This is a genomic window from Haloferax denitrificans ATCC 35960 (genome assembly GCF_000337795.1).
Lineage (GTDB): Archaea > Halobacteriota > Halobacteria > Halobacteriales > Haloferacaceae > Haloferax > Haloferax denitrificans.
Window position 1 is genome coordinate 310,328 of sequence record NZ_AOLP01000009.1, and the last position, 25,875, is coordinate 336,202.

The 25,875-nt window shown below is 67.7% G+C and carries 27 protein-coding genes, 2 tRNA genes and 1 pseudogene; 15 read left to right on the forward strand and 15 right to left on the reverse strand.

The features are described 5' to 3' along the window. Positions 1-117: 117 nt before the first annotated feature. Positions 118-1,200 (reverse strand): aminopeptidase, encoded by a 1,083-nt coding sequence (locus tag C438_RS08655; protein WP_004968981.1) that lies wholly within the window; start codon positions 1,198-1,200, stop codon positions 118-120. A 116-nt stretch (positions 1,201-1,316) separates the two neighbouring features. Here C438_RS08655 and C438_RS08660 point away from each other — a divergent pair, with 116 nt between their 5' ends. Next, complete coding sequence (locus C438_RS08660; RefSeq protein ID WP_004968982.1) at positions 1,317-2,342, forward strand: threonine aldolase family protein; 1,026 nt, start codon at positions 1,317-1,319, stop codon at positions 2,340-2,342. 59 nt (positions 2,343-2,401) lie between these two features. Here C438_RS08660 and C438_RS08665 read toward each other — a convergent pair whose 3' ends face one another. Next, complete coding sequence (locus tag C438_RS08665; RefSeq protein WP_004968983.1) at positions 2,402-3,346, reverse strand: cation diffusion facilitator family transporter; 945 nt, start codon at positions 3,344-3,346, stop codon at positions 2,402-2,404. Positions 3,347-3,511: 165 nt separating this feature from the next. Here C438_RS08665 and C438_RS08670 point away from each other — a divergent pair, with 165 nt between their 5' ends. Next, positions 3,512-4,030, forward strand: a complete 519-nt coding sequence (locus tag C438_RS08670; RefSeq protein ID WP_004968984.1) for a metallophosphoesterase — start codon at positions 3,512-3,514, stop codon at positions 4,028-4,030. A 207-nt stretch (positions 4,031-4,237) separates the two neighbouring features. Here the strand turns inward: C438_RS08670 and C438_RS08675 are convergent, their stop codons facing one another. Next, a complete protein-coding gene (locus C438_RS08675) occupies positions 4,238-5,218 on the reverse strand; it encodes an ArsR/SmtB family transcription factor (RefSeq protein ID WP_004968985.1) in 981 nt (326 codons plus the stop codon). A 75-nt stretch (positions 5,219-5,293) separates the two neighbouring features. Between C438_RS08675 and C438_RS19865 the strand changes: the two genes are divergently transcribed. The 3 genes and pseudogenes from C438_RS19865 to C438_RS08685 all read left to right on the forward strand — a co-directional run bounded on the left by C438_RS19865 (position 5,294) and on the right by C438_RS08685 (position 7,001). Then, positions 5,294-5,482 (forward strand): DUF7859 family protein, encoded by a 189-nt coding sequence (locus tag C438_RS19865; protein ID WP_007275486.1) that lies wholly within the window; start codon positions 5,294-5,296, stop codon positions 5,480-5,482. Positions 5,483-5,528: 46 nt separating this feature from the next. Continuing rightward, a pseudogene (locus C438_RS08680) lies at positions 5,529-6,729 on the forward strand (anion permease). Next, positions 6,726-7,001 carry a hypothetical protein gene (locus C438_RS08685; RefSeq protein ID WP_004968987.1) on the forward strand — a complete coding sequence of 92 codons (276 nt, stop codon included), beginning with the start codon at positions 6,726-6,728 and terminating at the stop codon, positions 6,999-7,001. Before C438_RS08680 ends, C438_RS08685 begins: the two are co-directional and overlap by 4 nt. 129 nt (positions 7,002-7,130) lie before the next feature. On the opposite strand, the gene C438_RS08690 is transcribed toward C438_RS08685, so the two are convergent. Continuing rightward, a complete protein-coding gene (locus C438_RS08690) occupies positions 7,131-8,537 on the reverse strand; it encodes a hemolysin family protein (RefSeq protein ID WP_049917894.1) in 1,407 nt (468 codons plus the stop codon). A 161-nt stretch (positions 8,538-8,698) separates the two neighbouring features. On the opposite strand from C438_RS08690, the gene C438_RS08695 reads away from it, so the two are divergent. The 3 genes from C438_RS08695 (at position 8,699) to C438_RS08705 (ending at position 10,197) form a co-directional block, all read left to right on the forward strand. Next, positions 8,699-8,962, forward strand: coding sequence for a glutaredoxin family protein (locus C438_RS08695; protein WP_004968989.1), 264 nt, complete (start codon positions 8,699-8,701; stop codon positions 8,960-8,962). Further along, complete coding sequence (locus tag C438_RS08700) at positions 8,962-9,468, forward strand: redoxin domain-containing protein (RefSeq protein WP_004968990.1); 507 nt, start codon at positions 8,962-8,964, stop codon at positions 9,466-9,468. The genes C438_RS08695 and C438_RS08700 overlap by 1 nt, the downstream gene beginning before the upstream one ends. 126 nt (positions 9,469-9,594) lie before the next feature. Beyond that, the gene (locus tag C438_RS08705) at positions 9,595-10,197 is read left to right on the forward strand and encodes an L-threonylcarbamoyladenylate synthase (protein ID WP_004968991.1); all 603 of its coding nucleotides are present in this window, start codon (positions 9,595-9,597) and stop codon (positions 10,195-10,197) included. A gap of 22 nt (positions 10,198-10,219) precedes the next feature. Here C438_RS08705 and C438_RS08710 read toward each other — a convergent pair whose 3' ends face one another. Further along, positions 10,220-10,924, reverse strand: coding sequence for a CRISPR-associated protein Cas4 (locus C438_RS08710; protein WP_004968992.1), 705 nt, complete (start codon positions 10,922-10,924; stop codon positions 10,220-10,222). Between the two features lie 147 nt (positions 10,925-11,071). Here C438_RS08710 and C438_RS08715 point away from each other — a divergent pair, with 147 nt between their 5' ends. Both C438_RS08715 and C438_RS08720 read left to right on the forward strand, forming a co-directional pair. Then, the gene (locus C438_RS08715; protein ID WP_049917895.1) at positions 11,072-12,688 is read left to right on the forward strand and encodes a spermidine synthase; all 1,617 of its coding nucleotides are present in this window, start codon (positions 11,072-11,074) and stop codon (positions 12,686-12,688) included. Positions 12,689-12,691: 3 nt separating this feature from the next. Beyond that, complete coding sequence (locus tag C438_RS08720; RefSeq protein WP_004968994.1) at positions 12,692-12,976, forward strand: DUF7861 family protein; 285 nt, start codon at positions 12,692-12,694, stop codon at positions 12,974-12,976. 68 nt (positions 12,977-13,044) lie between these two features. Here C438_RS08720 and C438_RS08725 read toward each other — a convergent pair whose 3' ends face one another. The 5 genes from C438_RS08725 to C438_RS08745 all read right to left on the reverse strand — a co-directional run bounded on the left by C438_RS08725 (position 13,045) and on the right by C438_RS08745 (position 18,139). Beyond that, positions 13,045-13,236 (reverse strand): hypothetical protein, encoded by a 192-nt coding sequence (locus C438_RS08725; protein ID WP_004968995.1) that lies wholly within the window; start codon positions 13,234-13,236, stop codon positions 13,045-13,047. A 273-nt stretch (positions 13,237-13,509) separates the two neighbouring features. Next, positions 13,510-13,582 (reverse strand) — tRNA-Pro (locus C438_RS08730). A 49-nt stretch (positions 13,583-13,631) separates the two neighbouring features. After that, on the reverse strand, positions 13,632-15,488 hold the full coding sequence (locus C438_RS08735; RefSeq protein WP_004968996.1) for an SLC13 family permease: 1,857 nt from the start codon (positions 15,486-15,488) through the stop codon (positions 13,632-13,634). A gap of 74 nt (positions 15,489-15,562) precedes the next feature. Then, positions 15,563-17,617 (reverse strand): DEAD/DEAH box helicase, encoded by a 2,055-nt coding sequence (locus C438_RS08740; protein WP_004968997.1) that lies wholly within the window; start codon positions 17,615-17,617, stop codon positions 15,563-15,565. Positions 17,618-17,749: 132 nt separating this feature from the next. After that, on the reverse strand, positions 17,750-18,139 hold the full coding sequence (locus C438_RS08745; RefSeq protein ID WP_004968998.1) for a cupin domain-containing protein: 390 nt from the start codon (positions 18,137-18,139) through the stop codon (positions 17,750-17,752). A gap of 87 nt (positions 18,140-18,226) precedes the next feature. Between C438_RS08745 and C438_RS08750 the strand changes: the two genes are divergently transcribed. Continuing rightward, on the forward strand, positions 18,227-19,399 hold the full coding sequence (locus C438_RS08750) for a M50 family metallopeptidase (protein WP_004968999.1): 1,173 nt from the start codon (positions 18,227-18,229) through the stop codon (positions 19,397-19,399). A 24-nt stretch (positions 19,400-19,423) separates the two neighbouring features. Here the strand turns inward: C438_RS08750 and C438_RS08755 are convergent, their stop codons facing one another. Together C438_RS08755 and C438_RS08760 are read right to left on the reverse strand one after the other, a co-directional pair. Further along, on the reverse strand, positions 19,424-20,245 hold the full coding sequence (locus tag C438_RS08755) for a competence/damage-inducible protein A (protein ID WP_004969000.1): 822 nt from the start codon (positions 20,243-20,245) through the stop codon (positions 19,424-19,426). A 538-nt stretch (positions 20,246-20,783) separates the two neighbouring features. Next, positions 20,784-20,856, reverse strand: a tRNA-His gene (locus C438_RS08760). Positions 20,857-21,005: 149 nt separating this feature from the next. On the opposite strand from C438_RS08760, the gene C438_RS08765 reads away from it, so the two are divergent. Next, entirely contained in the window at positions 21,006-21,467 is a 462-nt protein-coding gene (locus C438_RS08765) for a DUF5814 domain-containing protein (RefSeq protein ID WP_004065429.1), read from the forward strand. Between the two features lie 44 nt (positions 21,468-21,511). Here the strand turns inward: C438_RS08765 and C438_RS08770 are convergent, their stop codons facing one another. The 3 genes from C438_RS08770 to C438_RS08780 all read right to left on the reverse strand — a co-directional run bounded on the left by C438_RS08770 (position 21,512) and on the right by C438_RS08780 (position 23,635). Further along, on the reverse strand, positions 21,512-21,925 hold the full coding sequence (locus C438_RS08770; RefSeq protein ID WP_004969001.1) for a ribbon-helix-helix protein, CopG family: 414 nt from the start codon (positions 21,923-21,925) through the stop codon (positions 21,512-21,514). A 183-nt stretch (positions 21,926-22,108) separates the two neighbouring features. Further along, positions 22,109-22,699: an RPA family protein gene (locus C438_RS08775; RefSeq protein ID WP_004969002.1), complete on the reverse strand. Its 591-nt coding sequence runs from the start codon at positions 22,697-22,699 to the stop codon at positions 22,109-22,111. After that, positions 22,700-23,635, reverse strand: coding sequence for a replication factor A (locus C438_RS08780; protein ID WP_004969003.1), 936 nt, complete (start codon positions 23,633-23,635; stop codon positions 22,700-22,702). It abuts the gene before it with no gap. A gap of 170 nt (positions 23,636-23,805) precedes the next feature. Here C438_RS08780 and C438_RS08785 point away from each other — a divergent pair, with 170 nt between their 5' ends. The 3 genes from C438_RS08785 to C438_RS08795 all read left to right on the forward strand — a co-directional run bounded on the left by C438_RS08785 (position 23,806) and on the right by C438_RS08795 (position 25,860). Next, positions 23,806-24,087 carry a DUF7091 family protein gene (locus C438_RS08785; protein ID WP_004969004.1) on the forward strand — a complete coding sequence of 94 codons (282 nt, stop codon included), beginning with the start codon at positions 23,806-23,808 and terminating at the stop codon, positions 24,085-24,087. Between the two features lie 79 nt (positions 24,088-24,166). Next, on the forward strand, positions 24,167-25,171 hold the full coding sequence (locus C438_RS08790) for a mannose-1-phosphate guanylyltransferase (RefSeq protein ID WP_004969005.1): 1,005 nt from the start codon (positions 24,167-24,169) through the stop codon (positions 25,169-25,171). 41 nt (positions 25,172-25,212) lie between these two features. Further along, positions 25,213-25,860 carry a hypothetical protein gene (locus C438_RS08795; protein ID WP_004969006.1) on the forward strand — a complete coding sequence of 216 codons (648 nt, stop codon included), beginning with the start codon at positions 25,213-25,215 and terminating at the stop codon, positions 25,858-25,860. Positions 25,861-25,875 lie beyond the last annotated feature (15 nt).

The following is a 25,875-nucleotide window of genomic DNA, read 5'->3' on the forward strand; positions in this document are numbered from 1 at the left end:
CGCTCGAAGGCTCCCGTTTCGACTGGAAAACCCGACGACGCGAGTCGATTCACCGGTCGATAAACTGGAGCTGAAATGTTGCGAGTTGTCCGCTACCGGGCGGAGCCGCCGGGCGGGTCAGAACCCGTCTTCGAAGACGAACGTGCCGTCTCGCTGGACGACCTCGCCGTCGACCTCGATGACCGAGTCTTCGGACATATCGACGATCATGTCCACGTGCTCGGCGCTCTCGTTGAGTTCGTTGTCCGCGCCGACCGTCTCGGGGTACGCCGAGCCGACGGCCATGTGGACGGTGTCGCCCATCTTCTCGTCGAACAGCATGTTGTAGGTGAACTGGTCGATACTGCGGTTCATGCCGATGCCGAGTTCGCCGAGGTAGCGCGCGCCCTCGTCGGTATCGAACACGCCGTCTAAGACCTCCTCGTTGCCCTCGGCGGAGTAGTCGACGACCTCGCCGTCCTCGAAGCGGACGCGGACGCCGGAGACCTCGCGGCCCTGCCGGTACAGCGGCAGGTCGAAGTAGACCTCGCCGTTCACGGACTCTTTCACGGGCGCGGTGAACACCTCGCCGCCGGGGAGGTTGTGCTCGGCCGTGTCGTTGATGGCGGTGTTGCCGGCGATGCTCATCGTCACGTCGGTCTCGTCGCCCGATTTGATGCGGACTTCGTCGCCGTCGTTGAGGATGTCGACCAACTGCTGTTGGAGTTCGCCCTGCGCGTCCCAGTCGAGGGTGACGGCGTCGTAGACGAAGTTCTCGTAGGCCTCGGTGCTCATGCCCGCGAGCTGGGCGCTCCCCTTCGCGGGGTACTGGGTGAGACACCAGCGCTTCGAGAGCATCTCGCCCTGTACGGGCTTGTAGGCGCGCTTGTACGCGGCGTTCGTCTCGGGCGGCACGTCGCTCTGTTCGGTCGCGTTCGTCTCGCCGCGGACGCGGATGATGACGTCGGTCTCCTCGTAGAGCGCCAGCACGTGTTCGGGCGTCTCGTAGTCGTCGTCGCCGGCGCGGAGGAACGCGCGGGTGAATCGCGGGTTCGCGTCCATCGCGACGACGTTCGCGCCGCGGTCGCCGAGCAGTTCGTGGACGGCCGTGACGAGGTCCTCGGCCACCGAGGGCGCGGAGACGACGACGTTGTCGCCGGCCTCGACGCTCGTGGAGTGGTCGACGATAGTTTGTGCGTGCTCGCGGATGCGCGGGTCCATACCGCGTCGTGTGTGTCCCCGGGGCAAACACCTTTCGAAGCGCAAATATTGCGACCGCGACCGACAACGCCCCGCGGACCATCGTTTATTTCTCCGTCGGCGCGGTCTCTCCGCGCATGATAGACCTCCGAAGCGACACCGTCACGCTCCCGTCCGACGAGATGCGCGAGGCCGCCCGCGACGCCGCCGTCGGCGACGACGTGTACGGCGACGACCCGACCGTGAACGAACTCCAAGCGCGCGCCGCCGAACTCGTCGGCAAGGAGGCCGCGCTGTTCGTGCCGTCGGGGACGATGGGTAACCAAATCGCCGCCCGCGTCCACGCCGACCCCGGCCAAGAGGCGCTCGTGGACGAGAGGGCGCACGTCTACAAGTGGGAGGTCGGCGGCTTCGCCCAACTCTCGGGCCTGCAGGTCCGCGCCTACGACGCCGGCGAGCGCGCCGCGCCGACGCCCGCGCAGGTCCGCGACCACGCCCGCGAGGAGTCGCTTCACGTCGCCGGTACCGGCGTCCTGTGTCTCGAAAACACCCACAACGCCCGCGGCGGCGTCGCGGTTCCGAAAGCCGACATCGACGCCGCGGCCGACGCCGCCCGCGACCTCGGGATTCCGGTCCACCTCGACGGCGCCCGCCTGTTCAACGCCTGCGTCGCCCTCGACGAGGACCCGGCGGCGATGGTCGAGCGCGTCGACACGGTGATGTTCTGTCTCTCGAAGGGCCTCGGCGCGCCCGTCGGCTCGATGCTCGCCGGTCCCGAGGCGTTCATCGAGGAGGCCGTCCGCGTCAGAAAGCAGTTCGGCGGCGGCATGCGACAGGCCGGCATCATCGCCGCGCCGGGGCTCGTCGCGCTCGACAACGTCGACCGCCTCGCCGACGACCACGCGAACGCGACGGTCCTCGCCGAGGGTCTCGACGCCGTCTCCGGCCTCTCGGTGCCGACGCCCGACACGAACATCGTCGTCGTCGACTCCGAGGGCGCTGGGACGACGGCCGAGGCGTTCGTGGAGTTGTGCGACGAGGCAGGCGTTCTCGGCGGCACGTTCGGCGAGTACCACACCCGCTTTACGACGAACCTGAACGTCTCGCGCGAGGACGTAGAAGAGGCGGTCGAACTCGTCGCCGACGCGGTCGAATCGCGGTAAGTTGGGGGATGCCGCCGTCAGTCGCGGTCGGCCGCTGGCGTCCCACTCGGCTCCTTCGGCTATAGTTCGGGTTCGATGTAGACGAAGTGCACCCGGTCGTCGGCCGCCCTGAGTTCGGACTCGATTTCGGTGATGTGGTCGTCCAGTTCTTCGGTGTCGAGTTCGGGGTCGAAGCTCACGTCGAGGGCGACGAGCAGTTTCTCGGGGCCGACGTAGCTCGCGCGGAAGTGGTCGACGTGGACGACCCGCGGGTCGTTTTTGACGATGTCGCGGAGGGCCTGTTCCTCGTCCACGGGGACGCTCTCGCCGATGAGAAGCCGCTTGTTCTCCCACGCGAGCGCGATGGCGAAGCCCATGAGCAGTATCCCGATGAGGAGCGCCGCGGCGGCGTCGAACATCCCGTTGCCCGTGAGTTCGGTGAGGCCGATGCCGACGAGCGCGAGCACCGCGCCGGTGAGCGCGACGGTGTCTTCGGTGAACGCCGTGAGCGTCGTCACGTCGCTCGTCTGCCGGAAGGCCTCGACGAGGCCGCTCCACTCGTACTCCTCTATCTGCCGGCGGAGTTCGGCGTTCGCCTTCAGGAAGGCGTAGCTCTCGAAGGCGATTGCCCCGAGGAGGATGGCGACGTTGACCAACACGGGCTCGATTTCGAAGCCGAGCAGGACGAGCGCCTCGCCGCCCCCGCCGTGGCCGGGGTGCATGAGGGCGTCGTAGCCGTGTTTGGCCGACTCCCAGCCGGCGATGCCGAACAGCATCACGGAGACGAGAAACGAGTAGAAGAACTGCGATTTCCCGTGACCGAAGGGGTGTGACTGCGTCTCGCCGCGCTTGCTGTCGCGGATGCCGATGAGGAGGAACACCTGATTGCCGGTGTCGGAGATGGAGTGGTACGTTTCGGAGAGCATGGAGGGGCTCCCGGTCGCGAGGAAGCCGAGGAACTTGAGAATCGCAATCGCCCCGTTCGCGAAGAGCGCGGCGACGACGACGGACGTACTGCCTGCCATGTCGTGGGCCACTCCCCCCGCCCGGATAGAGCTACCGACGCAGAACCGGGACACCGCTCGCCGACAGCGGCGGTCCCCGACCGCTCTCGACCGCCCCCGACCGCCCCCGACCGACCCGACACAATAGTCGGTAGGTTTCAATCCCTCCGGCCCCTAGCCCGGCGCATGCTCGTCGTCGTCTCCGACACCCACAGCACGGACGGTCATCGACTGACTAACCGAACCCTCGACGCGGTCCGCGAGGCCGATCTCGTCGTCCACGCGGGCGACTTCATGCGCGAGTCCGTCCTCGACGCGTTCATCGACGAGGCCGACAGCTTCCTCGCGGTGTACGGCAACAACGACGGCTCCGAGATACGCGACCGGGTTCCCGCGGCGCGGAACGTCACCTACGGCGGCGTCGAGTTCGCGGTGACCCACACCCGCCGCGGCGGGAACACCGCGCTGTCGATGTTCGGCCGCGAGCGCGGCGCCGACGCGGTCATCTTCGGCCACAGCCACCGGCCGGGCTTCGACGGCACCGGGCCGATTCCGCTCCTCAACCCGGGGAGTCACGCCCAACCGCGGGGCAACCGCAAGGCCCACGCGGAACTGGAGGAACTACCGGACGGCGGACTTCGCGGGCGACTCGTCACGGTCGACGGCGACACCTTCGAGACGTTCCGTATCGTCCCCGACGAATAGCGGGGCGAGGTCCGGTGGAGGGCCGGAAGAATCAGCGGGAACAGACCCGAGCGGGTCTGCTGAGGGTAGTCCGAGGCCGCGCGGACGACGGGGTGAGGGGCAGGGGAACGGATGGTAGTCCCGTCGCCGTTGGGGGCCACGCGCGACCTCGTACTCACTCCTACGGGTGACGGTATCAAATACGCACCGTAAGCTCAAACAGCCGTTTTAGTCACGCAGTACGCCCACCGCGACCCACGCGAGAAGCACGGTCAGCCCGCCGAGGAAGAACAGCGTCCCCGGCGAGAGCGACCCGATTGCTCCCGCGAGCCCGTTCGACCCACTCGTGAGCTGTGCCGCGGTCTCCGTGGCTGTCTGTGCGACCGGCGTGTCCGGAACCGGCGTCGGCGTCGGCGTCGGCGTCGCGGCCGCGGTCTCCGTCGCGGTCCGCGCGGCCTCCGTCACCGTCGACTCGGCCGCGGTCCGGGTCGCTTCCGCGGTCTGCGCCGTCGAATCCGGCGTCGTGGTCACCTCGGCGATGCCGAATCCGCCGCCGCCGTCGGTCGTCGTCGCCGTCTCCGTGGCCGTCCGCGTCGCGGTCGATGTCCGCTCGGCCGTCGCGGTCGTGGTGGCCGCATCGGCCTGCGAGGTCGCGTTGAGGCCGCTTCCCGCCCCGCCGGCGCTCCCGCCGCTCTGGCCGGCTTCGGAACCGCCAGCGCCGTCCGCGCCGCCCGAGGCGCCGAAACCGAACGGGAGCACCGACCCGGTTCGGGCGAGTCGGTTCACGACGGCCGCGCCGATTCCGAGGACGCCGACGCCGCCGATGAGGCGCGTGAGCGCGCCCTTCAGCCCCTTCGTCTCGTCCTCGCGCCCGGCGACGACGACGAGCGCCCGGTCCGCGGGCGCGTACACGTTCATCTCGCGGCCCTTCTCGGAGTACCTCGTGTCTGCGACCTCGATGAGGTCGGCTTCCGAGAGGTTGCCGAGGTGGTACTGGACGTTCTGGAGGGACGTGTCGACTTCGGCGGCGAGGTCCGAGGGCGTCGCCGGCGACTCGTGGAGCGACGCGAGGACCGACCGGGCGGTCGACGAGGAGAGCGCGCCGAGCAGGTCGTCCGCCTCGTCGCTGTCGAGGCCGATGACCTTGGGGTCTCGGTCGCCCCGGTCGTCGTCCGGGTCGTCCGGGGTGGAGGGGATGAGGTCGGCCATCGAATCGGCGTTACTCGCCGCTTCCCATGAGTGTTCGTATTCTTTCACGACGCGTCGCCGAAATTGCTATACCTCGTGCCCGCCGAACCCACCCACATGACCGACCCTTTGGTCGTAGACGGCCTCGTCGACTTTCTCGCGGGGAATCCCGTGTTCGTCGGCCTGCTCGTCGCGTTGTTGCTCTTCGTTTTCTTCGGGTATCTCCTCGTCCGCCGGACGCTCCTCGGACTGAGCGAGGGCTACGACGAGGCCCGCCGCCGCTGATGGACGGGACAACAGCCGACGCCGACGACCGCCGGGGGGTTGCCCCGTGGTAGCCGCCGCGACGCTCGCCACGTTCGTCGTCGCCGCGCTCGCCAGCCTGTTCATGGCGTGGGCCATCGGCGCGGGGTCGTCGGGGTCGACGCCCTTCGCGCCCGCCGTCGGAGCCAACGCCATCTCGGTGATGCGCGCGGGCTTCATCGTCGGCCTGCTCGGCTTCGCCGGGGCGTTCCTGCAGGGCGCGAACGTCACCAACGCGGTCGGGACGGAACTCATCGGCGGCGTCACGCTGACCGCGGGGGCCGCGGTCGTCGCGCTCCTCACCGCGGCGGTGCTCGTCGCAATCGGCGTCTTCGCCGGCTACCCCATCGCCACCGCCTTCACCGTCACCGGCGCGGTCGTCGGCGTCGGCCTCGCCATGGGCGGCGACCCCGCGTGGGCGAAGTACCAACAAATCGTCTCGCTGTGGGTGCTCACGCCCTTCGTCGGCGGCGGCGCGTCGTACGCGACCGCCCGACTCCTCCGGGCAGAGGCCGTCTCCGAGCAGTGGACCGTCCCCGCGCTCGCCGGAATCGTCGGCCTGCTCGTCGCCAACATGGAGTTCGCGGGGGCTCGGCGGCGCGTCGGGGTCGGCCTCGGTCGCCCGTGCCGCCGCGGTCGAACTGACCGGGATGGCCGGCCTCGGGGAGACCGCCTGGTTCGTCGCCGCCTCGCTCCTCGTCGCGCTCGCCGCCGCCGCCGTGGTCGGCCGGTGGGTGACGACCGACAAGACCCGGGGCCAGCGGCGCTTCCTGCTCGTCCTCGGCGGCCTCGTGGCGTTCTCGGCCGGCGGCAGTCAGGTCGGCCTCGCCATCGGGCCGCTCGTCCCGCTTCTCGACGCGGTCACGGTCCCGCTTCCGGCGCTCCTCGTCGGCGGCGGACTGGGCCTCCTCGCGGGGTCGTGGACCGGCGCGCCGCGCATGATTAAGGCGCTCGCGCAGGACTACTCCTCGCTCGGGCCGCGGCGCTCCATCGCGGCGATGATTCCCTCGTTCGCCATCGCCCAGACCGCCGTCGCCCTCGGCGTCCCCGTCTCCTTTAACGAGATTATCGTCAGCGCCATCATCGGCTCCGGTTACGCCGCCGGCGGGTCGGGCGTCTCCGGGCGGAAGATGCTGTACACCGTCCTCGCGTGGGTCGGCTCGCTCGCCCTCGCGTTCGGACTGGGCTACGGCGTCTTTACGCTCGTGTCGAGCGTACTCGGTGTGTGAACGTCCGTGCGCTCCGCGTCGCGCTCGCTACCCTCGTGTCCGCGCTCTGGGCCGTCTTCGGCGTCTACCACGTCGGGATGGCGGTCGTGACCGGCATCTCGCTCCGCGGGTTCGCCTTCGGGACCGTCGGCCTCGGCGCGTTCGCGCTGGCGATTCGCTTCCGCGGACGGGCGCGACGCCTCGGCGACGGCACCGCCGACGCGACCGGTCTGGTGGTTCTCGCGCTGGCGTCGCTGGTGCTCGTGGTTCTCTCCTTTACGCTCCTCGGCTGAACCGCGGCGGACGACGGTCTGAAAACGAGTTGAGTCGGGTCTCGAACGAGACGAATCGGGTTCGGTCGGTCGTCGAGATGAAGTAGGTTTGGCGGTCGGCGCGAATCGGGTTCGTCGGATCGCGCCCGGTCAGGTGTCGGGTTCGACTTCCGCTTCCTCGTCGCCGCCGTTTTCGTCGTCGCCGTCGCCGTCGGCGGCTTCGATGCCCGCGTTGGTCTGGATGCGCGCTTTCATGATGCGCGTGTTGTCGACCTGCTCGATGCGGATGATGATGTCGTTGTAGCTGATTTCTTCGCCCTCCTCGACGAGGCGGCCGGCGCGGTTGAAGATGAAGCCGGCGAGCGTCTCGAACTCCTCGCCCTCGGGGAGTTCGATGTCGAGCATCTCGTTGACCTCGTCGATGTTGACCTCGCCGCGGACGAGGTAGGTGTTCTCGTCGACCTCCTCGAACGGCTCTTCTTCGTCGCCTTCGAGGATGTCGCCGACGATTTCCTCGACCATGTCTTCGAGGGTGATGAGACCCTCGGTGGTCCCGAACTCGTCGATGACGACGACCATCTGCATCCGCGTGTCCTGCATCTCGGCCATCAGTTCGTCGACGTTCTTCGACTCGGGGACGTGGAGCGTCGGCGAGACGATGTCGGCGATGCCGACGCCGCGTTCGCCGTAGTACTTCTCGCGGACGAGGTTCCGGATGTTGACGATGCCGATGATGTTGTCGAGGTTGCCGTCGTAGACGGGGACGCGCTCGTGGTCGGCCTGCACGCACGTCTCGATGGCCTCGTCGATGGTCGCGTCCTTCGGGACGGCGGTCATGTCGAGGCGGGGCGTCATGACCTCCTTGGCGATAGTCGAGTTGAAGCGGAAGATGCGGTCGAGCATCTCGCGTTCTTCCTCCTCGATGACGCCCTCGCGCTCGCCCGTCTCGATGAGGTTCTGAATCTCGTCGCGGGTGACGTACGTCGTCTCGATGGCGGTCTGCCCGCCGGTGACGCGGTTGACGAGGCGCGTCAGGTGGTCGAACAGGACGACGAGCGGGAGCAACAGTAACTCAGCGTACTTCAGGGGTCGCGCGATGCGGAGCGACCACGACTCGGTGTTCTCGACCGCGTAGGACTTCGGCGCGCTCTCGCCGAACAGGAGGACGAGCGTCGTGATACCGAACGTGGAGATGAGGACCGACTCGCCAGCGCCGAAGTCGAGGACGGCGAGGAGGCCGGTCGCCAAAGACGACATCGCGATGTTGACGATGTTGTTGCCCACGAGGATGGTCACGAGCAGGCGGTGCGGGTCTTCTTTGAGCGATTTGACCCGCTCCGCGCCGGGGATTCCCTCCTCGACCATCGAGTCGACACGGTGCTTCGCGAGTGAGAACATCGCGATCTCGGACGAGGAGAAGAACGCCGAGAGGGCGACGAGGACGACAATCGCGGCCACGCCGAGGACTGTGATCGTCGTGTCGTCCAGCGGGATATTCGAGACCTGTGCGGCCGCGAGCGTCGAGGCTGGAGGTAACTGTAGCGGCGGCAAACCCATGTAACGACACTGTCTTGCGCGGGACCGGAATTAAGAGTTGCCCTCGACACCGCCTCGTCGGGCGTCTCGTTCGCCCCCGTCGGGCCGGTCACGCTCCCGAGATTGCGGCGCGGATGCCCGCGAGCGAAGGGCTTAGGCGACGCTCTGCCCAACAGCCCCCCATGTCCGACGAGCAACCGGCGATTACGCTGTACCGACTGCAGGCGTGCCCGTACTGCGAGCGGGTCGTCCGCACGCTCGACGAGCAGGGGCTGGCCTACCAGTCGCGGTTCGTCGAGCCGATGCACTCCGACCGAAACGTCGTCAAGCGCGTCTCGGGCAAGCGCTCGGTCCCCGCCATCGTCGACGACAACACCGGCGTCACGATGTCCGAGTCGGCGAACATCGTCGAGTACCTCGAGAACACCTACGGGGAGGGAGCCTGATGCCGGAGTTCGACGTCGTCTCCCTGCCCGACCACGACGCCCCGTCCGTGGGCGACACCGCCCCGGACTTCACCCGCCCGCTCGTCAACGCGGAGTTCTGGGAGGACGCCTCGCTCTCGGACCTCACCGACGACGGGCCCGTCCTCCTCGTGTTCCACACGATGACGGGCGCGTTCCCCGCGACGTACGTCTGGAACGAGCTCCGCGACCGCGGCGTCCCGGAGGACGTACAGACGGTCGGCGTCTCCATCTCGTCGCCCTACGAGCACAAGTCGTTCCTCGAAGAACGCGGTGTGGACGCCCGCCTGTTTTCGGACCCCGCGGCCGGCGTCGCCGCCGACTACGACCTCGAACACGACCTCGACGGGATGGCCGGCGTCACCGAACACCGCCCCGCCGTGTTCCTCCTCGACGAGGACCGAACGGTCCTGTACCGCTGGGTCGCCGACGAGTGGCCGGACTTCCCGGACTACGAGGACATCGCCGACGCCCTCGCCGACCTGTAGCCGGACTCGTCTGCCGAACCGACGCGCGGGTCGGTCTCTCGACCCCGCCGCGCCGACCGCGCTCCCGTCCCCGCGCGGAATCGCCGTTTCGTCACGCTTTTTCGCCCGTTGCGCGTCGGTTCGAACATGAGCGACGACGACGTACAGCGTGCCGCCGCCGCCGTCCGCCGCGGCGAGGCGGTCGTCTACCCGACCGAGACGGTCTACGGCATGGGCGCGGACGCGACGAACGCCGACGCGGTCGAACGCGTCTTCGACATCAAGGGCCGCGACCGAGACAAACCGCTTTCCGCCGGCTTCCCCGACGTGGACGCCGCGCTGGAGTTCGTCGTCGCCGACGACCGCGAGGAGGCCTTTATGCGCCGGTTCCTCCCCGGCCCGGTGACGGTCGTCGTGGAGCGACGCGACAGCCTGCCGGACGCGCTCGTCGCCGGGAAAGACCGCGTCGGCGTCCGCGTCCCCGACCACGAACTCGCGCGCGCTCTCTTTCGGGCGGCCGGGACGCCCGTCACCGCGACCAGCGCCAACCGCTCCGGAACCGGGAGCATCACCCACCCCTCACAGCTCTCCGACGAGATTCGGGACGCGGTCGCCGTCGTCCTCGACGGCGGGACGACTCCCGGCACCGAAAGCACCGTCGTCGACCCCGGCCGCGGCGTCGTCCACCGCCGCGGCGCGATGGCCGACGACATCGAGGCGTGGCTAGACGAGCACGCCGCCGACGCGTAGCGTCCCTCTCGGCGACGACCCGTCACCGACCGAGTAGCGACGACAGCGACCACGTTTTCACGCCGCACCGCTCCCGGTAGGCACACGACTCGCACTTCGCGGAGTCGCGGAGCCGCGACGGGACGAAATCGAGGTTGCGAGCGACGCGGAGCGCCCGCCGATAGGCCGCCTTGTTCCCCGTCGTGAGCCTGACCGTCCGGACGACGCCGACCGCCGGGTACTCGACCAGCGCGCGCGACACCGACGCCTCGCGCTCCCACGCGAGCGCCTTCGCCAGCGCGACGGCTCTGACGCGCTGGGGTTCCCAGACGCCGCGCTCGGGCGGTTCGCCGGGCGAAACGAGGGAGGGAATCGGCGGTCGCTCGCCGTCGTCGTCTCCGTCGCCGTCCCCGTCGTCGGGCGGGCGAACGAGTTTGTGCGCGACGCCGCGGCAGTCCTTGCCCGCGAGGAGTTCGTCGCGGGCGACGGGGTCGGTGAGCGCGTCCCAGTCGTCGCGCTCGCGGAGTCGAGCGAGGTTCTGGCGGTACGTCGCGGGCGACACCGAAATCGGCCGCGCCGCGAGCGCGTCGTCGCTGGCGTCGAGCAGGTCGGGGTATTCGAAGGCGAGCGCGCGAACGCCGGCGACTGCGGCCGGCGGCGCTCGGTCGTCGTCGCGGCGGGCGTAGTAGAGCTGTCGCGGGCAGTACGCGGCGCGGGCGAGGTCGGACGCGGCGACGAGGGTGGACACGGACCGGCGTGGTCTCCTCATCGGCTAAGAGCGTTTGGACGTTTGGACGCGAGCGTTCGGCCGGCTCGTCGGCGGGCGTCGCCTCGAACCGCGACGGGTTCGCCGCCGTGCATGAATTAATACGGCCGCGTCCCTTGGCGTACTGACATGGCATCGACGCCCGCATCCTCCTCGTGGCTCCGGATGACGCGGCCCGAACTCGCCGTGTTCGTCTCCGGGGTCACGAGCATGGGGCTGGAGATTCTCGCCGGGCGGATGGTCGCTCCCGAGTTCGGTAGCAGTATCTACACGTGGGGGAGCATTATCGGGGTCTTCCTCGCGGCGCTGAGCCTCGGCTACCACCGGGGCGGACAGCAGGCCGAACGGGCGTCGAACGGCGCGCTCGCCCGCGTCTTCATCGGCACGGCGGCGTACATCGCGGGCGTCATCCTCCTCGGCGACCTGTTCATCCAGTCGACCGCCGGACTCCCCGTCCCGAGCCGGTTCGCGTCGCTCCCCGCCATCACGCTCCTGTTCGGGCCGCCGACCTACTTCCTCGGCTTCATCAGTCCCTACGCGGCGGAACTCTCCGGGCGGTCCGACGTGGGCGCGGCCTCGGGCCACGTCTACGCCGTCGGCACCGTCGGCAGTATCATCGGCGCGTTCGCTACTACCTACTTCCTCATCCCGTCTCTGAGCGTCACCAACATCGGGCTCGTCTTCGGACTCGTCTCGGTCGTGACGGCGCTCGCGCTCTCGCGCCCCGATATCGGCCGCGACGAAGCGGTCTGGAGCGTCGGCATCGCCGCCGTCCTCGTCCTCGCGTCGCTGACCGGCGGCATCGGTCTCGACTCCCGCGGCACGACCGTCTACCACACCCAGACCGCCTATCAGGAGCTTCGCGTCGCCGACGGCGGCGGGACGCGGACGCTCTACCTCGACGGCCAGCCCCACAGCGCGATGGACCTCGACGACCCGACGCGGCACGTCTTCGACTACACGTCGTACTTCCACGTCCCCTTTCTCCTGTCCGATGACATCGACCGGGTGCTGTTCGTCGGCGGCGGCGGATTCACCGGCCCGCGCGTGTTCTTAGAGAAGTACCCGAACGTGACCGTCGACGTGGTCGAACTCGACCCCGAGGTCGTCTCCGTCGCCGAGGAGTACTTCGGCGTCGAGGAGTCGCCACGGCTCAACGTCCACACGATGGACGGCCGGCAGTATCTCCGGGAGACGAATCGGACGTACGACCTTATCGTCCTCGACGCCTACCGGAAGGACAAGGTCCCGTTTCAGCTGACGACACAGGAGTTCATGCAACTCACCTCGGACCGCCTCGACGAGGACGGCGTCCTGTTCGCCAACGTCATCTCCGCGCCCAGCGGCCCGGCCTCGCAGTTCTACCGCGCGGAGTACAAGACGATGCGGTCGGTCTACCCGCAGGTGTACAGCTTCCCCACCGCGGGAAGCGTCGTCGTCCAGAACATCGAGGTGGTGGCGACGAAAGACGAGACGCTCGTGACCGCCGAGGAGCTACAGGCGCGCAACCAGCGACGCGACATCGGCATCGACCTCGCGGCCGAACTCACGTCCTACCGGAACGACGAACCCACCGACGACGTGCCGCTTCTCACCGACGACCGCGCGCCCGTCGACAGCCTCTTGGATCCGATGGTCGGCCAGCGCTACGTCATCCAGCGGACGAACGAGACCGAACAACGCGAGGCCGACAGGAACGCCACTACTCGGAGCGCGGTCACCGCCACGGCCCTGAGGGCGGCGTAGGCGATGGTCCACGACAGAATCCACGCAAGAGAACCGACCCACGACCGCGACCGCTGGACCGAAGGCGTCGTCGTGTCGGCCGCCGAACGCGACGGCCATTGGGTGGTCCGCGCGCGCCCGGCCGACGGCGACCGACCGTGTGACGAGACGGCCGAACGCGAGGACGGCGGCTCGGTCGAACTGGTCGTCACCTTCGCGCTCCGCGACCTGTTTCTCAGCCGACTCGATATCGACGCCGGCGAGTCGCCCGTCGGCTGTCGGTTCTGGTACCGAAAGAAGCGGCGGTAACTCCTCTGTCGCGCCCGTAAATTCGGCCCGACGGTCTGAAAAACGGGTCGGCCGGGGTTCGATACCGGTTAGCTCGTGGTTCCGAGGGCTTTCTCGTACACTCGCGCCCCGGCGACCGCGGCGGTTCCGAGCACCATGAGTAGAGCGCCGACCCCGAGGCGTTGGCCCGCGGCGACCGCGGCCGCGACCACGCCGGTCACGACTGCGAGGCCCGCGATGAACATGACCCCGCCGAGGATATCGAGCGGCTGGATTGACATCTCAGTCGAGAAGTTTCCCGCTCGTCGCAAAAGTCTTCCCGCCGCCGTCTCGTGGTTCTCGTTCCCGGTGTTTCCACGGCTTCCTCCCGCACACGACATGCAGGGCTCACGTGTTAGATTTGAGTCAAAATGGGACCGCCCGGATGTTGAACCAAGCCGAGACCTCACTCCGTTCGGTCTCGTCGGGTTCAAATCCGTTTTGGTCCATCCACCGCGAACTCGGTGTGCCTCGCACACGCTACGCGGTGCTCGGTAGGTGAGTTCGGGTAGAAGTGGGACCGCCCGGATTTGAACCGGGGTCACGGGCACCCAAGGCCCGAAGTATACCAGGCTAACCCACGGTCCCGCACATACGTCTCTCCCCGTCGCGGAGTAAAGGGTTTCGTTCCGCCCCGTCAGGTCAGGGGGAAGAAGTACGCGACGCCGATGGTCGTCACGACCCCGAGAAGCAACTGGAGCGGGCCGCCGACGCGGATGTAGTCCGTGAACTTGTAGCCGCCGGGACCGTAGACGAACAGGTTCGTCTGGTAGCCGACGGGGGTCATAAAGGCCGTCGACGCCGCGAACATGACCGCGAGGACGAACGAGAACGGGTCGGCGCCGAGCGTCGTCGCGGCCTCGATGGCGACCGGAATCATGAGCACGACGCTCGCGTTGTTCGAGATGACGTTCGTCAGGAGCGCGGTCACGAAGTAGAACACCCCGAGGACGGCGATGAGGGGGAGGAACTCGCCGCTCATCACGACCAGTTCGGCGAGGAGTTCGGCGGCCCCGGAGTTCTCCATCGCGATGCCGAGCGGGATGACGCCCGCGAGCAGGAAGATGACGTCCCACTGGACGGCGTCGTACAGCTCCGTCGGCCGGAGGCACTTCGTGGCGACCATGGCGAGCGCGCCGAGGAGCGCGGCGACGACGATGGGCAGGAAGTCGAGTGCGGCGAGCGCGACGACGCCGGCGACGATGCCGACGGCGACGGGAATCTTCGACTCGCGGTAGTCGTGGCGCTCGATTTCCTGGGCGACGATGAAGTTGCGGTTGTTGTCGAGGCGCTCGATGCTCTCGACGGTCGCCTGCACGAGAAGCGTGTCGCCGACGCGGAGCGGGAGTTTGTCCATCCGGCGGCGGATGAGTTCGCCGCCGCGGCGGAGCGCGAGCACGGTCGCGTCGTACCGCTGTCTGAAACTCGCCGAGGCGAGCGACTCGCCGACCAGCGCCGACCCCGGCGCGACGACGACCTCGACGAGGTTCTGGCCGCGGTCGGCGAGTTCGAGTTCGTCTTCGGTGACGGTCGCCGGAACGAGGTCGAGGCCCTCCACGTCGAGCAGTTCGACGAGCGTGTTGCGGTCGGTCCGGAGGGTGAACACGTCGCCCGGCTGAATCTCCTTCGGGCCGAGCGGTTCGAGGAAGACGCTCTCGCCGCGGATGAGTTGGAGGAGGTCCACGTCGAAATCCGTCTCGACGAGCGCCCGCTGGACCTGTTGGCCCACGAGCGGGGAGTCCTCGCGGACGACGACCTCGGTCAGGTACTCCGCCATCTCGAACTCCTCGGTGAGGTCCCGCCGCGGCTCGATGCGCGCCGGGGTGAGCCGCCGGCCGATTGTCATGAGGTAGACGATGCCGACGGCCATGACCACCGCACCGAGCGCGGTGAACTCGAACATCGTGAAGGGCGCTTCGCCCGTGATGCGCGAGTAGACGTCGCTGGCGAGGATGTTGGTCGACGTGCCGATGAGCGTCAGCATGCCGCCGAACATCGACGCGTACGACAGCGGTAAGAGGAGCTTCGAGGGTGAGGTCTGGCCGCGGTCGGCGAGGTCCGTCACCATCGGGAGCAAGATGGCGACCGCGGCGGTGTTGTTGATGAAGCCGGAGATGGGACCGACGACGCCGACGGTCGCGCCGAGTTGCCGGAGTTCGCTGTCGCCGGTGAACGTCGATATCTTCGCGCCGAGAAGCTGGATGATACCGGTCCGCTGGACGCCCTCGCTGAGGATGAACATCGCGAGGACGGTCAGCGTCGCCGTGTTGGCGAACCCCGAGAGGGCGTCGCCGGGGTAGGACTCGAAGAGGACGATGGGCGCGCCGAGCATCCCCGCCGAGGCGAGCGCCTCGGAGGCGGGCTGAATCAGCATCAGCGACACCATCACGCCGATGGCCGTCACGTCGACCGGAACGGGCTCGGTCGCGAAGAACGCCAGCGCGACGAGGATGACGGCGAAGACGACGAGGATGTCCGGCGTTATCGCTACCACGCGGTCATCGATGTATCGGCGGCCAAAAAGCGTGCGGGATTCGGAACCTCAGCCTCGGTCGAGCGCGCCGGTCGCTACCGGCCTTCCTCGTCGAGTTCGAGGTCGGCGACGATTTCGTACGGCGACGACCCCTTTCGGATGCCGTCGAGGATGGCGAACGCCTCCCTCGGCGAGAGGAACTGCCGGGTCACGGCGAGGCCGAGCGGCGTCGGGTCCAGCCCGTCGATGAAGCCCCACTCCAAGAGCTTGCCGACCGCGTGGGTCGTCGGCACCTCGCCGAGCATCCGGCTGTTGAGCGCCTTCGCCTTCTTGCCGGCGACGACGATGTTCGCCAGCGTCTCCTCGACCGCCGAGGACTGGTCGTACACCGTCCGGACCTCCTCCATTTCGCCTTTGAGGAGCTTGAACGCGACCTCGTCTTCGGTCATCTCCATCGTGTTGTGATAGCTGGCGTCGGGTTCGACGAGCAGGTAGACGACGCCCTTGTCGTGGTAGTCGGGGCGGCCGGCGCGGCCGAGCATCTGGCTGAACTCCTGTACGGAGAGCCACTCGATGCCCATCGCCAGCGTGTCGAAGATGACCTGCGACGCCGGGAAGTCGACACCGGCGGCGAGCGCGGCGGTCGTCACGACGGCCGCGAGGTCCTGATTGGCGAACTGTCGCTCGACGCGCTTTCTTTGGCCGTAGTCGAGGCCGGCGTGGTACGCCGCGGCGTTGTAGTCCATCTTCCGGGCGATTTCGTGACACCGCCGCCGGGAGTTGGTGAAGATGATGGTCTGGCCGCGGTAGCCCTTCGAGGACTTCGAGTCGAACGCCTGCCGCACGAGGCGGTTCTCGATGCGGGGCTTTTCCTGCCCGTCCGCGAAGGTGACGTGGCGCTCGATTGGGACCGGGCGGTCTTCGTACTCGACGAGGTTCGCCCGGAGGTTCTGTGCGAGCCACTTCGGGTTGCCGACGGTCGCGGAGAGGTAAATCCACTGCGCGCCGCCGTAGCCCTCGCGGCGCTTCGCGCGGGCCTCGCAGTAGTGTTTCAGGCGGGCTATCATCCCGTCGAGGCGGTGGCCGCGTTCCTCTTCTTTCAGCGTGTGGACCTCGTCGATGACGACCGTGCCGATGTCGCCGAGGTCCTTGCCCGTCCGGAGCGCGTGGTCGATGCCCTCGTAGGTGCCGACGATGACGTCGGCGTTCGGGTCGAAGCGGTTGCCGTCGTCGTTGATTCGGCTCGCGCCGACGCGGATGGTCACCTTGCCGAGGTGGCCGTATCGCTCCTTGAAGTCCTCGTGTTTCTGGTTGGCGAGCGCGACGAGCGGGACGAGAAACAGCATCTTCCCGTCGTCGTTCAGCATCCGGTTGATGCCGGCGAGTTCGCCGACGAGCGTCTTCCCGGTCGCCGTCGCGCTCACGACGAGCTGGTCGTCGCCGTCGAGCAGGCCGTTGTCGATGGCGAGGCTCTGGACGGGGAGCAGGGTGTCGAAGCGCTCTGTCAGCATCGACTTCAGGTTCGGGTGGAGGTCGAGCGTGCTCGTCTCGACCAGTTCCACGTCCTCCGTCGTCGCGCTGATGGTGTCGAACTTCGTCAGGTCGGGGTCCAACTCGCCCTGCAGGAGGTTCGTGATGCGGGTCAGGTCGCCCGTCTCGTACAGCAGTTCCTCCAAGCGCTCTTGGGCCGCCTGCGTGAGGCCGCCGGCGAAGGAGAGTTCTCCCTCCAGTTCTTGGACGGCGCAGTCGCGACAGATGTGCTCGTGTTCGGCCTTGATGGCCGTGTCGTCGGTGATGGGCGAGTAGCGGCCGTTGACGGCACAGCGGCGGCAGGTCCGCACCGTCAGCGCCTCGAGCTGGTAGCCGTCGAGCATCTCTTTCAGCTCGTCGCGGCCGTCTTTCGGCGTCTGTTGCGAGATGCGGATGCGGGCGGCCGACCGGGCGAGTTCGACGAACTGGCTCGGGTCGCGCGGCGAGTCCTCTCCCTTCCGCGTCACCAGAAAGCGCAGGGGTCGGGGCCCCGCGTTCGTCTCTTTGAGTTCGAGCTTGCCGCGGAGCACCCGCTTTCCGTCCCGGCGGGCGACGACGAGGTAGTCGTCTCCCGTCTGGTGGAGAAACAGCGTGTCGACGCGGGTGACCTGTTTAGACACGGTGCCTGCTACGGCGACGTGGTATTTCAGCGATTCGCCTGCGACCGCTCAGATTCGATAGCGACCCGCACGCGGCTTCGTACCGTGTCTCCTCGTTCCCGGCCCCCGAGGGCCACCGACGGCCGGCCGCGCTCAGGCGTCGGCGTCGCCGGCGAGTTCGATGGCGTCGTCGCCGTTGGGGACCGCACAGAGGAACGACCCCTCCTCGTCGGACTCGTTTCGGTACCAGTGGACGACGCCGGCGGGAATCAAAAGCGAGTCGCCGGCTTCGACCTCGTACTCCTCGTCGCCGATGCCGACGACGTATCGCCCCGACAGGACGTACTGCTCGTGTTCGACCTCGTTTGTGTGTCTCGGCACCGACGCGCCCGAATCGAGGACGAACCGCCGGATGGCGAAGTTCGGCGCGCCGTCGGCCTCGGAGACGAGGACGCCCTTCGACATCCCGTCGGCCGCGCCGACCGCCTCGTACTCGATGTCCGCGCTCCGCTTGACCACCGGCTCCGGTCGGGAATCGCTCATGTCTCCCCGTCGATTGCCCGCCCGCGTAAGCATTTCCCCGTCTCTCCGCCCTGACTACTTAAGGCCCCTCCGCGGCTACCTACGGGTATGCGAGGAATCCGCATCGGTAGCGTCTTTGGCATCCCGATAAAGTTGGACCTCACGTTCCTCATCGTTCTCCCGCTTTTCGCGTGGCTCATCGGATCGGACGTGGCGAATCTCGCGGTCATCGTCAACGACCTCTTCGGCGCGAGCATCGACGGCGCGGCCATCTCCGCGGGGTCGATGCAGTGGGTGCTCGGGAGCGCGGCCGCCATCGGCCTGTTCGCCGGCGTCCTACTCCACGAGTTCGGCCACTCGCTCGTCGCCATGCGCTACGGCTACGAAATCGAGTCCATCACGCTCTGGCTCTTCGGCGGCGTCGCCCGGTTCAAGGAGATACCCGAGGACTGGAAACAGGAGTTCACCATCGCCGTCGCCGGCCCGCTCGTCTCGGTCGCCATCGGCGTCGTCTCCTACGCCGGCTTCCTGTTGCTCCCCGCGTCGCAGGCCCCCGCGCAGTTCGTCCTCGGCTACCTCGCGCTGGTGAACGTCTCGCTCGCCGTGTTCAACATGCTCCCCGGCTTCCCGATGGACGGCGGGCGCGTCCTCCGGGCGCTCCTCGCGCGGAACCGCCCGCACGCGAAAGCGACGCAGATGGCCGCCGAGGTCGGCAAGGTGTTCGCGTTCCTGCTCGGCCTGTTCGGCCTCTTTTTCAACCTGTTTCTCGTCGCGCTCGCCTTCTTCATCTACATGGGCGCGTCCGGCGAGGCCCAACAGACCGTCCTCAAGGCGACGTTCCAAGACGTGGTCGTCCGCGACATCATGACCGGCCGCGAGAACCTCGACGTGGTCGACGAGAAGACCTCCGTCGCTGAACTCCTCGAACGCATGTTCGTCGAGCGCCACACGGGCTACCCGGTCCTCAGAAACGGCGACCTCGTCGGCATGGTCACCCTCGACGACGCCCGCGGCGTCAAGGAGGTCGAGCGCGACGCCTTCCGCGTCGACGACATCATGAGCGACGAACTGACGACCATCACCCCCGACGCCGACGCGATGGACGCCATCGCCCTCATGCAGGAGCGCGGCGTGGGCCGCCTCCCGGTCGTCGACGAGGCGGGCGAACTCGTCGGCCTCGTCTCCCGGTCGGACCTCGTCACCGCCTTCAACATCATCCGCAGTCGCGGGTCGCTCGACGCCATGCCCCGCGCCGACGCCAGTCTCGCACAACTCCGCTGACCAGCCAACCACCCGCTGGCTCGATTACTCGTCGCGGCCGCCAAGCCGTCCGTCGTCGTGGTCGGTTCTATCCCGTTTCTCGCCGTCCGTCTCCGCTTCGCGCGCCGCCATCACGGCCGCCTCGCTCTCGTAGAGGTCGACCGTCGCGTTCGACCGGAACCACGCCATCGCCTCGTCGAGCGCCGCCGGGTCGCCGCCGGTGAGTTTGATTCGCGTCGGCCCGCCGCTGTTGGGATAGCTCCCGACGCCGACGCCGAAGCGCTCGGCGACGACGCCGAGTTCGCGGGCGACGGCTCCCTCCGGCGCGTCGGCGTACACCACCCGCGACCGAACGTCGCCGGCGAACCGCTCGGCGACGGACTCGAACATCGGCTTCATCTCCGTGGGGATGCCCGGCAAGACGTAGACGTTCCCCGCCCGACAGCCGGGTGCGAGGCCCTCTTCGTTCGGAAGCACCTCGGCGTCGGCGGGCATCGAGGCATACCACTCGGGTTCGAGGTCGAAGTCGATGTCGGGCCGGCGTTCGAGAATCGCCGCGATGGTCGATTCGACCTGCCTTTCGGCCTCCTCGTTGACGACGAACGCCCGGTCGAGCCCGGCGGCGACGGCCTCCATCGTGATGTCGTCCGGCGTCCCGCCGAGGCCGCCGGTGACGAGGACCGCGTCGAAGGCGGCCGCCCAGTCGGCGACCGTCTCGGCGATGACCCCGTGGTCGTCGGGGACCGTCTGAATCCGCGCGACCGTCGCCCCGCCCTCGGTGAGCCGCCGAGCTAACCACGTCGCGTTCGTGTTCTCGATGTCCCCCGCGAGCAGTTCGTTGCCGACGGTGAGGATGGCGGCCTGCATGACTGGGCCGTATGACGCCCGGAAGAAAGACCTGCCCGTTTCCGGCGTTCCCTTCGGGTTGTCGGCGACGACGGTCGTCTCGACGTTTCCGGACGAACCGCTTCGCTCCCGGCGGTTCGAGCACCGGCTCGCGGAAAAGCGGGGTGAACCGACGACGACTCTGCGGAGCGACCGGTCAGCCCGTCGGTACCGTGGGGCCGACGGGGTCTTCGTTGTCCTCCGGGTCGCCGCGGTTGAGTATCGCGTCGCGGATGCGGTCGAACACCGAGTTGTCCGCGCGGAGTTGGGTTCTCATCCCACGATGAATGTTAGTGTGTGACACACTTGGGTCTGGTGGGCGATGCGCGGTGCTCCTCTCTCGATTGCGGCGCTCACCGGTCGAAATGTAAAGAAGAGGTCCAGGTGCGAGAATTGAACCTCACTCGCAACAAGTTGCTCGCCGATTCAATTCTCTCGGTTCGACTTCGCACATTCTCGTGAGTTCTCGCGGTGCTCGCTGACGCGAGCACACGCTCGAAAGAGTGAGAATGTGAAGAAGGTCCAGGTGCGAGAATTGAACCCGCGTCTCAGCCTCCACAAGGCTGAAGGATAGTCCACTACCCCAACCCGGACACGTTGCAACCCTTCCTAATCCGCTACGACTAAAATACGTTACGCTACGGTCCCGGAATGACAGTACGTAACAGAGGTCGCCCCCACCGACCGCCCGCGCCGGCGAGCGGGACGCTTTTGCCGCGGTGGCTCGAAGTCGCGGGTAGCAGTGGCTATCACGGACAAGATCTATCTCAAAAACCACCGCCAGATCGTCTCGCAACTGGATACGAACATCCCCAAGCGTGTCTTCAGCGGTGCGACCCTCGAAATCCTCTACTCCGGCGAGGGGCTCGCCAAGGTTGACGACGCCACCCGCGACCGCCTGCTCGACTTCGCGCAGGACTTCCTCGACTGCGAGAACTCAGACGACATCTACACCGGCTACCCCGAACGCCAGTTCATCGAGTACCTGCTCGAACTCCGCGCGCAGGGGCTCGGCCCCGACGCCATCGTGGACGTGATGAGCGACGACTACATGGTGTACGCCTACCCCGGCGACGTGCTCTCGTTTCTCGACGACTCGGTCCGGACGCTCGAATCCGTCGAGGCGCTCGCGGACGTGGAAGGCGACCGGGAGATGCAGGACGAGGCGCGGCGGGCGAAGCAGGACCTCGTCGGTCCTCGCTGAATGAATCGGGAAGAGAGAACGCCGCAGACAGACGGGAGAGACGCTTAGCCGAGGCGGAACGACGGCTCGTCGCCGGTATCGAGGTCCTCCAGTTGGATGACCTCCTCGACGTCGTCGTGGTCGGTTTCGACCTGCTCGCGCAGGTAGTTCACGTAGCCCTTGTGCTCTTCGAGCTGTTCGCGGAGGTGTTCGGCCTCCAGTTCGAGGCGCTCGTGCTCGCGGATGAAGCTCTTGGGGACCTCCACGGTCGGCGGGAACGACTCGTCTTCGCCCTCGCGCAGTTTTTCGAGTTCGTGTTTGGGGACGACCTGCACCTGACCGTCGTGGGCAACTAACGTGTCCACGTAGTCGCGGAAGACGGCGGACAGGGAGATGTCCCGCTCCTCGGCGATCTCCCGAAGGGTCTCGAACGCGTCTTCGTTGACGCGAAACGAGATGGTCTTGTTCTTGTTGCCCATGATATCTCTCGGTCCGTGGTGAGGCCACTTAATGGTTCGTCAGACGAGGGGTCTCGGGCGTCGTAATTCGTCGCAAAAAGGGGCGTGTGACGGTGGAAATCGGCCGTCAGTCGGTGTTCGAGGGCGTTCGCCGGCCGGTGTGCGTCCCGCTGACGCGCCGGGTCGCCGACGAGACGCGTCTGCTTACGCGCTCAGTTCGTCGGCCTGTTCGAGGCTTTCGAGCGCGGCGATGGCGGCGCGTTTGTACTCCTCGGGGTCGAGGTCGTAGTGCTCGCGGGCCATCCGCGCGTACTCGTCGCCCTCGTCGTCGAACGCCGCGATGCGGTCGAGCGTCTTGTCGGCGGTCTCCGTCACCCAGCGGTCGCGCGTGGCCGCGTCGACCTCGGTGATGGACTCGGGGCGGACGGAGACGTTGATACTGCCGTCGTCGGTCTCGTAGGTCCGCGGCTTGCCGACGACCGCGACGTAGGCGGGCGCGTCGAGGTCGCGGAGCGCGCTGGCGGCCTCGGGCTGGTACTGGCCGGCGTAGACGAAGAACGTCCCCGTCGGGTCGACGATGCGACCGCGCCAGTACTCGTTGTCCTCGCCGACGTCTTCCTTCTCGGTCAGCGTGCCGACGAGGAAGACGCGGTTGGCGCTTTCGCCGGTCGGGAGCAACAGATAGACGGGCGCGCGCTCGTCGTCTGACTCTTTGAACGTGTAACCGGCGTCGTTGAACTCCTGTGCGAAGACGCGCCGGGCGACCTCTCGGGTGGGGATTTCGTTGGAACTCATTTACATCGACCTCGCTTTGATGAGCAGTTCTTCTGCGTCCGCCGGCTCGCTCAGCCGCTCGACTTCGTTGGCGAGCACGTACCGACCCAGCGTCGGGCCGGTGACGCGGTAGTAGAACCCCACGAGGTCACCGCGCATCTCCTCTTCGACGATGGTGGTGTCGAGGGCGTCCATGGCCATCTGCTTCGCCTCGTCCAGTTCGATACCGGTCAGCTCCTCGGTCATCTCCCGGTTGAAGATGACCTCGTGGACCTCCTCGCCGTCGTCGACGACGGCCTTGATGCGGAGGTCGAACTCGCCTTCGACGCTGCCGTGTTCGGAACAGCGCCCGTTCTGGAGGACGCGCGTACAGCCCTCCTCGGGACAGCGCTTGATGAGGCCGCTTCCGGACTGGATGTCCACGAGCGCGCCCTCGACGCTGGTCGAGTCGTCGCCGACTTCGATTTCCTCGTCGAGTTCGGTGATGCTCGTCGTCCGGTTGAGCTTCACGGAGAAGTTGCCCTGGTACTCGTCTGTGACGACGTTGCCGAGCGCGTACGACTTCCCCTCTTCGAGTTCGGGGAGTTCGGACGTGGTGAAGGCGATGAACTTCATCCGCCCGGAGTCGTCGCCGAGCAGGCCGACCTGCGCGACGGACTCGCTCCGGGGTTCCCAGAGTTCGACGACCTTCGCGCGCACGTCGACCCACTTTTCGTCTTCGTCGATGTCGTTGAGCAGGGTCTGTTCGTTCCCGCCGGCGCCGCCGGCGAGCTCGTCGCGCTCGATACCGGCCTCGTCGAGGTAACTGTTGACGACGCTCCGCCGCGCTTCGTCGACGGGGACTCGGTACTCGCTGACGAGGCTCTCTAATCGTTCTTCGACTTCGTCCGCGGACACGTCTAGGTGGTCCGAGAACTGGTCGGCTATCTCAGCCGCGTGGGTTCGCAAATCAGTCATGGTCTACCTCGCCTCCACCTTGGTTTCCATTGGGAGGCATATCGAGGTTGGACGCGTACTCATATAAAAAGTTGCAAACGGCGCGGTGAAAGTGAACGTCGGCTCCGAGAGCGCGCCAGAACCGTCGCACCGAGCGAGGAATTGATAGCCACGGAGACGCATTCGACACCATGGACGACCGCCTCGAAAGCATCATTCGCAGTGCCGCTCGAAACGCCGGCAAGCGCTACGAGGAGGTCAAACGCGCCTATCGAGACGGCCGCGACTCGTCGCCGGCGCACTCGCTTCCGCGGGACGGCGAGGGCCGCGCGAAAATCGTCTGTCGCCGCCACGCCGAGCGCCGCGCCGTCGCCGTCGACGGGAGGGGCCGCCCCGCCTGCTTCGACGCCGACCACCCCGACTGTCGGGGCTGTGTCGAGGACATCCGCGAGGGGATAGTCGAGACGTGGTAGGCGAGATGGTCGGCGACGTGGTCGGAGCGGTGGGGTGACGACGTGGTACGGTTTTGAGGCTGTAGCGCCACCGGTCCGTATGGACCGACCACTCGTCGCGCTCGTCCTCGCCGGCGGCACCGGAACCCGCCTGTACCCCGCGAGCCGGAGCGACCGGCCCAAGCAGTTTCTCCCGCTCGGCGGCGACCGCTCCCTCCTCGCCGAGACCGTCGCCCGCGCCGGTTTCGCCGACCACGTCGTCGTCTCGACGCGCCCCGCGTTCGCCGACGACATCGCCGACCACGCGCCCGACGCCGAGGTCGTGGTCGAACCCGCGGCCAAGGACACCGGCCCGGCGCTCGTCTACGCGACCCACCGCATCGCCGAGCTGTACGACGACCCGGTCGTCGTCGTCCTCCCGAGCGACCACCACGTCGGCGACGGCTTCGCCGAGGCGATGGCCCGCGGCGCGCGCGTCGCCGCCGACACCGATTCCCTCGTCGCCTTCGGCGTCGAACCCACTCGCCCGGACGACGGCTACGGCTACATCGAACCCGGCGCGGACCGCGGCGACTACCGCGACCTCGCCGCGTTCCACGAGAAGCCCGACGCCGAGACGGCCGCCCGCTACGTCGACGAGGGCTACCTCTGGAACGCCGGGATGTTCGCGTGGACGCCCGAGGCGCTGTTTTCCGCCGCGCGCGACTCGCCGCTTTTTCCCCTCATCGACGCCCTCGACGACGGCGAAACGGACGCCGGTTTCGCGGCGGTCGAGGCCGTCAGCATCGACTACGCGGTGATGGAGCGCGCCGCCGACGCGGCGGTCGTCCCGGTCCACTTCGAGTGGGATGACCTCGGCTCGTGGGACGCCCTCGAACGAATCATCGACGGCGACGAAGACGGCAACGTCGCGCTCGGCGACGACCCGGTGTTCGTCGACGCCGCGGACAACGTCGTCGCCACCGACGGCGCGAGCGTCTCGCTCGTCGGCGTCTCCGACCTCGCGGTCGTCGCGTGGGACGACCGTGTGCTCGTCGTCCCGAAAGAAAAGGCACAGCAGGTCCGCGAGGTCGTCTCGCGGCTGAAGCGGAAAGAGATGTTCTGACCGAACGGTTCTTCTCCGCGTAGTTAAGCTGGACTGACAGGATGGGCGACCGTTACCTTCCGAACCGACGTCAGCGCGTCGAACAGTTACTGACGCAGTACGAGTGCCTCCAGAGCGAAAAACAGGACCTCATCGACCAACAGAGCAGGCGGATTCAGGGGCTGATGGCTGCCATCGCCGCCGTCATCGGCTACGCGCTCTACGCCGGCCACCTCGTGTATCTCGGGATGGTCCCGATTCTCATCGGTCTCGTGTTCGTCGAGGTGATTCTCACTCACAACCAGATGCTCTTCGTGGCGAAGCACCTCGCGGTCATCGAGGCGGCGCTCGCGGGGTCGTCGGACTCCCCGTTCAGACACGAACGCGTCCGCGGCGGCGTCTTCGGCGACGAGCGTGGGAGGGGAGGGCGGCTGTCGCTGGCCGACGTTCCGCACCTGTTTCAGCTCGCGCTCGGCGTCGTGGCCTACGGCTGTTTCGCCGTGATTTCGACGCGCCCCGTCGCGTGGGAACGCTACGGGGGCAACGTCCCGTCGGTCGCCGGTATCGACCTCAACGCCGGCCTCGTCGGCGCGGCGCTTCTCGTGTACTTCGCCGGCCTGCTCCTCGTGGGACTCTCGCACCTCGCGCTCAGGTCGCGGGTCCACGGGGACGTGGCGGCGTCGGTGTCGCCCTCAAAAATTGCGCCGTGACCGGCGGGGCGCGGC

Coding starts and splice junctions, on each gene's coding strand:
- C438_RS08655 (WP_004968981.1), bottom strand. CDS start 1,200: ATGGACCCGCGCATCCGCGAGCACGCACAAACTATCGTCGACCACTCC.
- C438_RS08660 (WP_004968982.1), top strand. CDS start 1,317: ATGATAGACCTCCGAAGCGACACCGTCACGCTCCCGTCCGACGAGATG.
- C438_RS08665 (WP_004968983.1), bottom strand. CDS start 3,346: ATGGCAGGCAGTACGTCCGTCGTCGTCGCCGCGCTCTTCGCGAACGGG.
- C438_RS08670 (WP_004968984.1), top strand. CDS start 3,512: ATGCTCGTCGTCGTCTCCGACACCCACAGCACGGACGGTCATCGACTG.
- C438_RS08675 (WP_004968985.1), bottom strand. CDS start 5,218: ATGGCCGACCTCATCCCCTCCACCCCGGACGACCCGGACGACGACCGG.
- C438_RS08690 (WP_049917894.1), bottom strand. CDS start 8,537: ATGGGTTTGCCGCCGCTACAGTTACCTCCAGCCTCGACGCTCGCGGCC.
- C438_RS08695 (WP_004968989.1), top strand. CDS start 8,699: ATGTCCGACGAGCAACCGGCGATTACGCTGTACCGACTGCAGGCGTGC.
- C438_RS08700 (WP_004968990.1), top strand. CDS start 8,962: ATGCCGGAGTTCGACGTCGTCTCCCTGCCCGACCACGACGCCCCGTCC.
- C438_RS08705 (WP_004968991.1), top strand. CDS start 9,595: ATGAGCGACGACGACGTACAGCGTGCCGCCGCCGCCGTCCGCCGCGGC.
- C438_RS08715 (WP_049917895.1), top strand. CDS start 11,072: ATGGCATCGACGCCCGCATCCTCCTCGTGGCTCCGGATGACGCGGCCC.
- C438_RS08720 (WP_004968994.1), top strand. CDS start 12,692: ATGGTCCACGACAGAATCCACGCAAGAGAACCGACCCACGACCGCGAC.
- C438_RS08725 (WP_004968995.1), bottom strand. CDS start 13,236: ATGTCAATCCAGCCGCTCGATATCCTCGGCGGGGTCATGTTCATCGCG.
- C438_RS08745 (WP_004968998.1), bottom strand. CDS start 18,139: ATGAGCGATTCCCGACCGGAGCCGGTGGTCAAGCGGAGCGCGGACATC.
- C438_RS08750 (WP_004968999.1), top strand. CDS start 18,227: ATGCGAGGAATCCGCATCGGTAGCGTCTTTGGCATCCCGATAAAGTTG.
- C438_RS08755 (WP_004969000.1), bottom strand. CDS start 20,245: ATGCAGGCCGCCATCCTCACCGTCGGCAACGAACTGCTCGCGGGGGAC.
- C438_RS08770 (WP_004969001.1), bottom strand. CDS start 21,925: ATGGGCAACAAGAACAAGACCATCTCGTTTCGCGTCAACGAAGACGCG.
- C438_RS08775 (WP_004969002.1), bottom strand. CDS start 22,699: ATGAGTTCCAACGAAATCCCCACCCGAGAGGTCGCCCGGCGCGTCTTC.
- C438_RS08780 (WP_004969003.1), bottom strand. CDS start 23,635: ATGACTGATTTGCGAACCCACGCGGCTGAGATAGCCGACCAGTTCTCG.
- C438_RS08785 (WP_004969004.1), top strand. CDS start 23,806: ATGGACGACCGCCTCGAAAGCATCATTCGCAGTGCCGCTCGAAACGCC.
- C438_RS08790 (WP_004969005.1), top strand. CDS start 24,167: ATGGACCGACCACTCGTCGCGCTCGTCCTCGCCGGCGGCACCGGAACC.
- C438_RS08795 (WP_004969006.1), top strand. CDS start 25,213: ATGGGCGACCGTTACCTTCCGAACCGACGTCAGCGCGTCGAACAGTTA.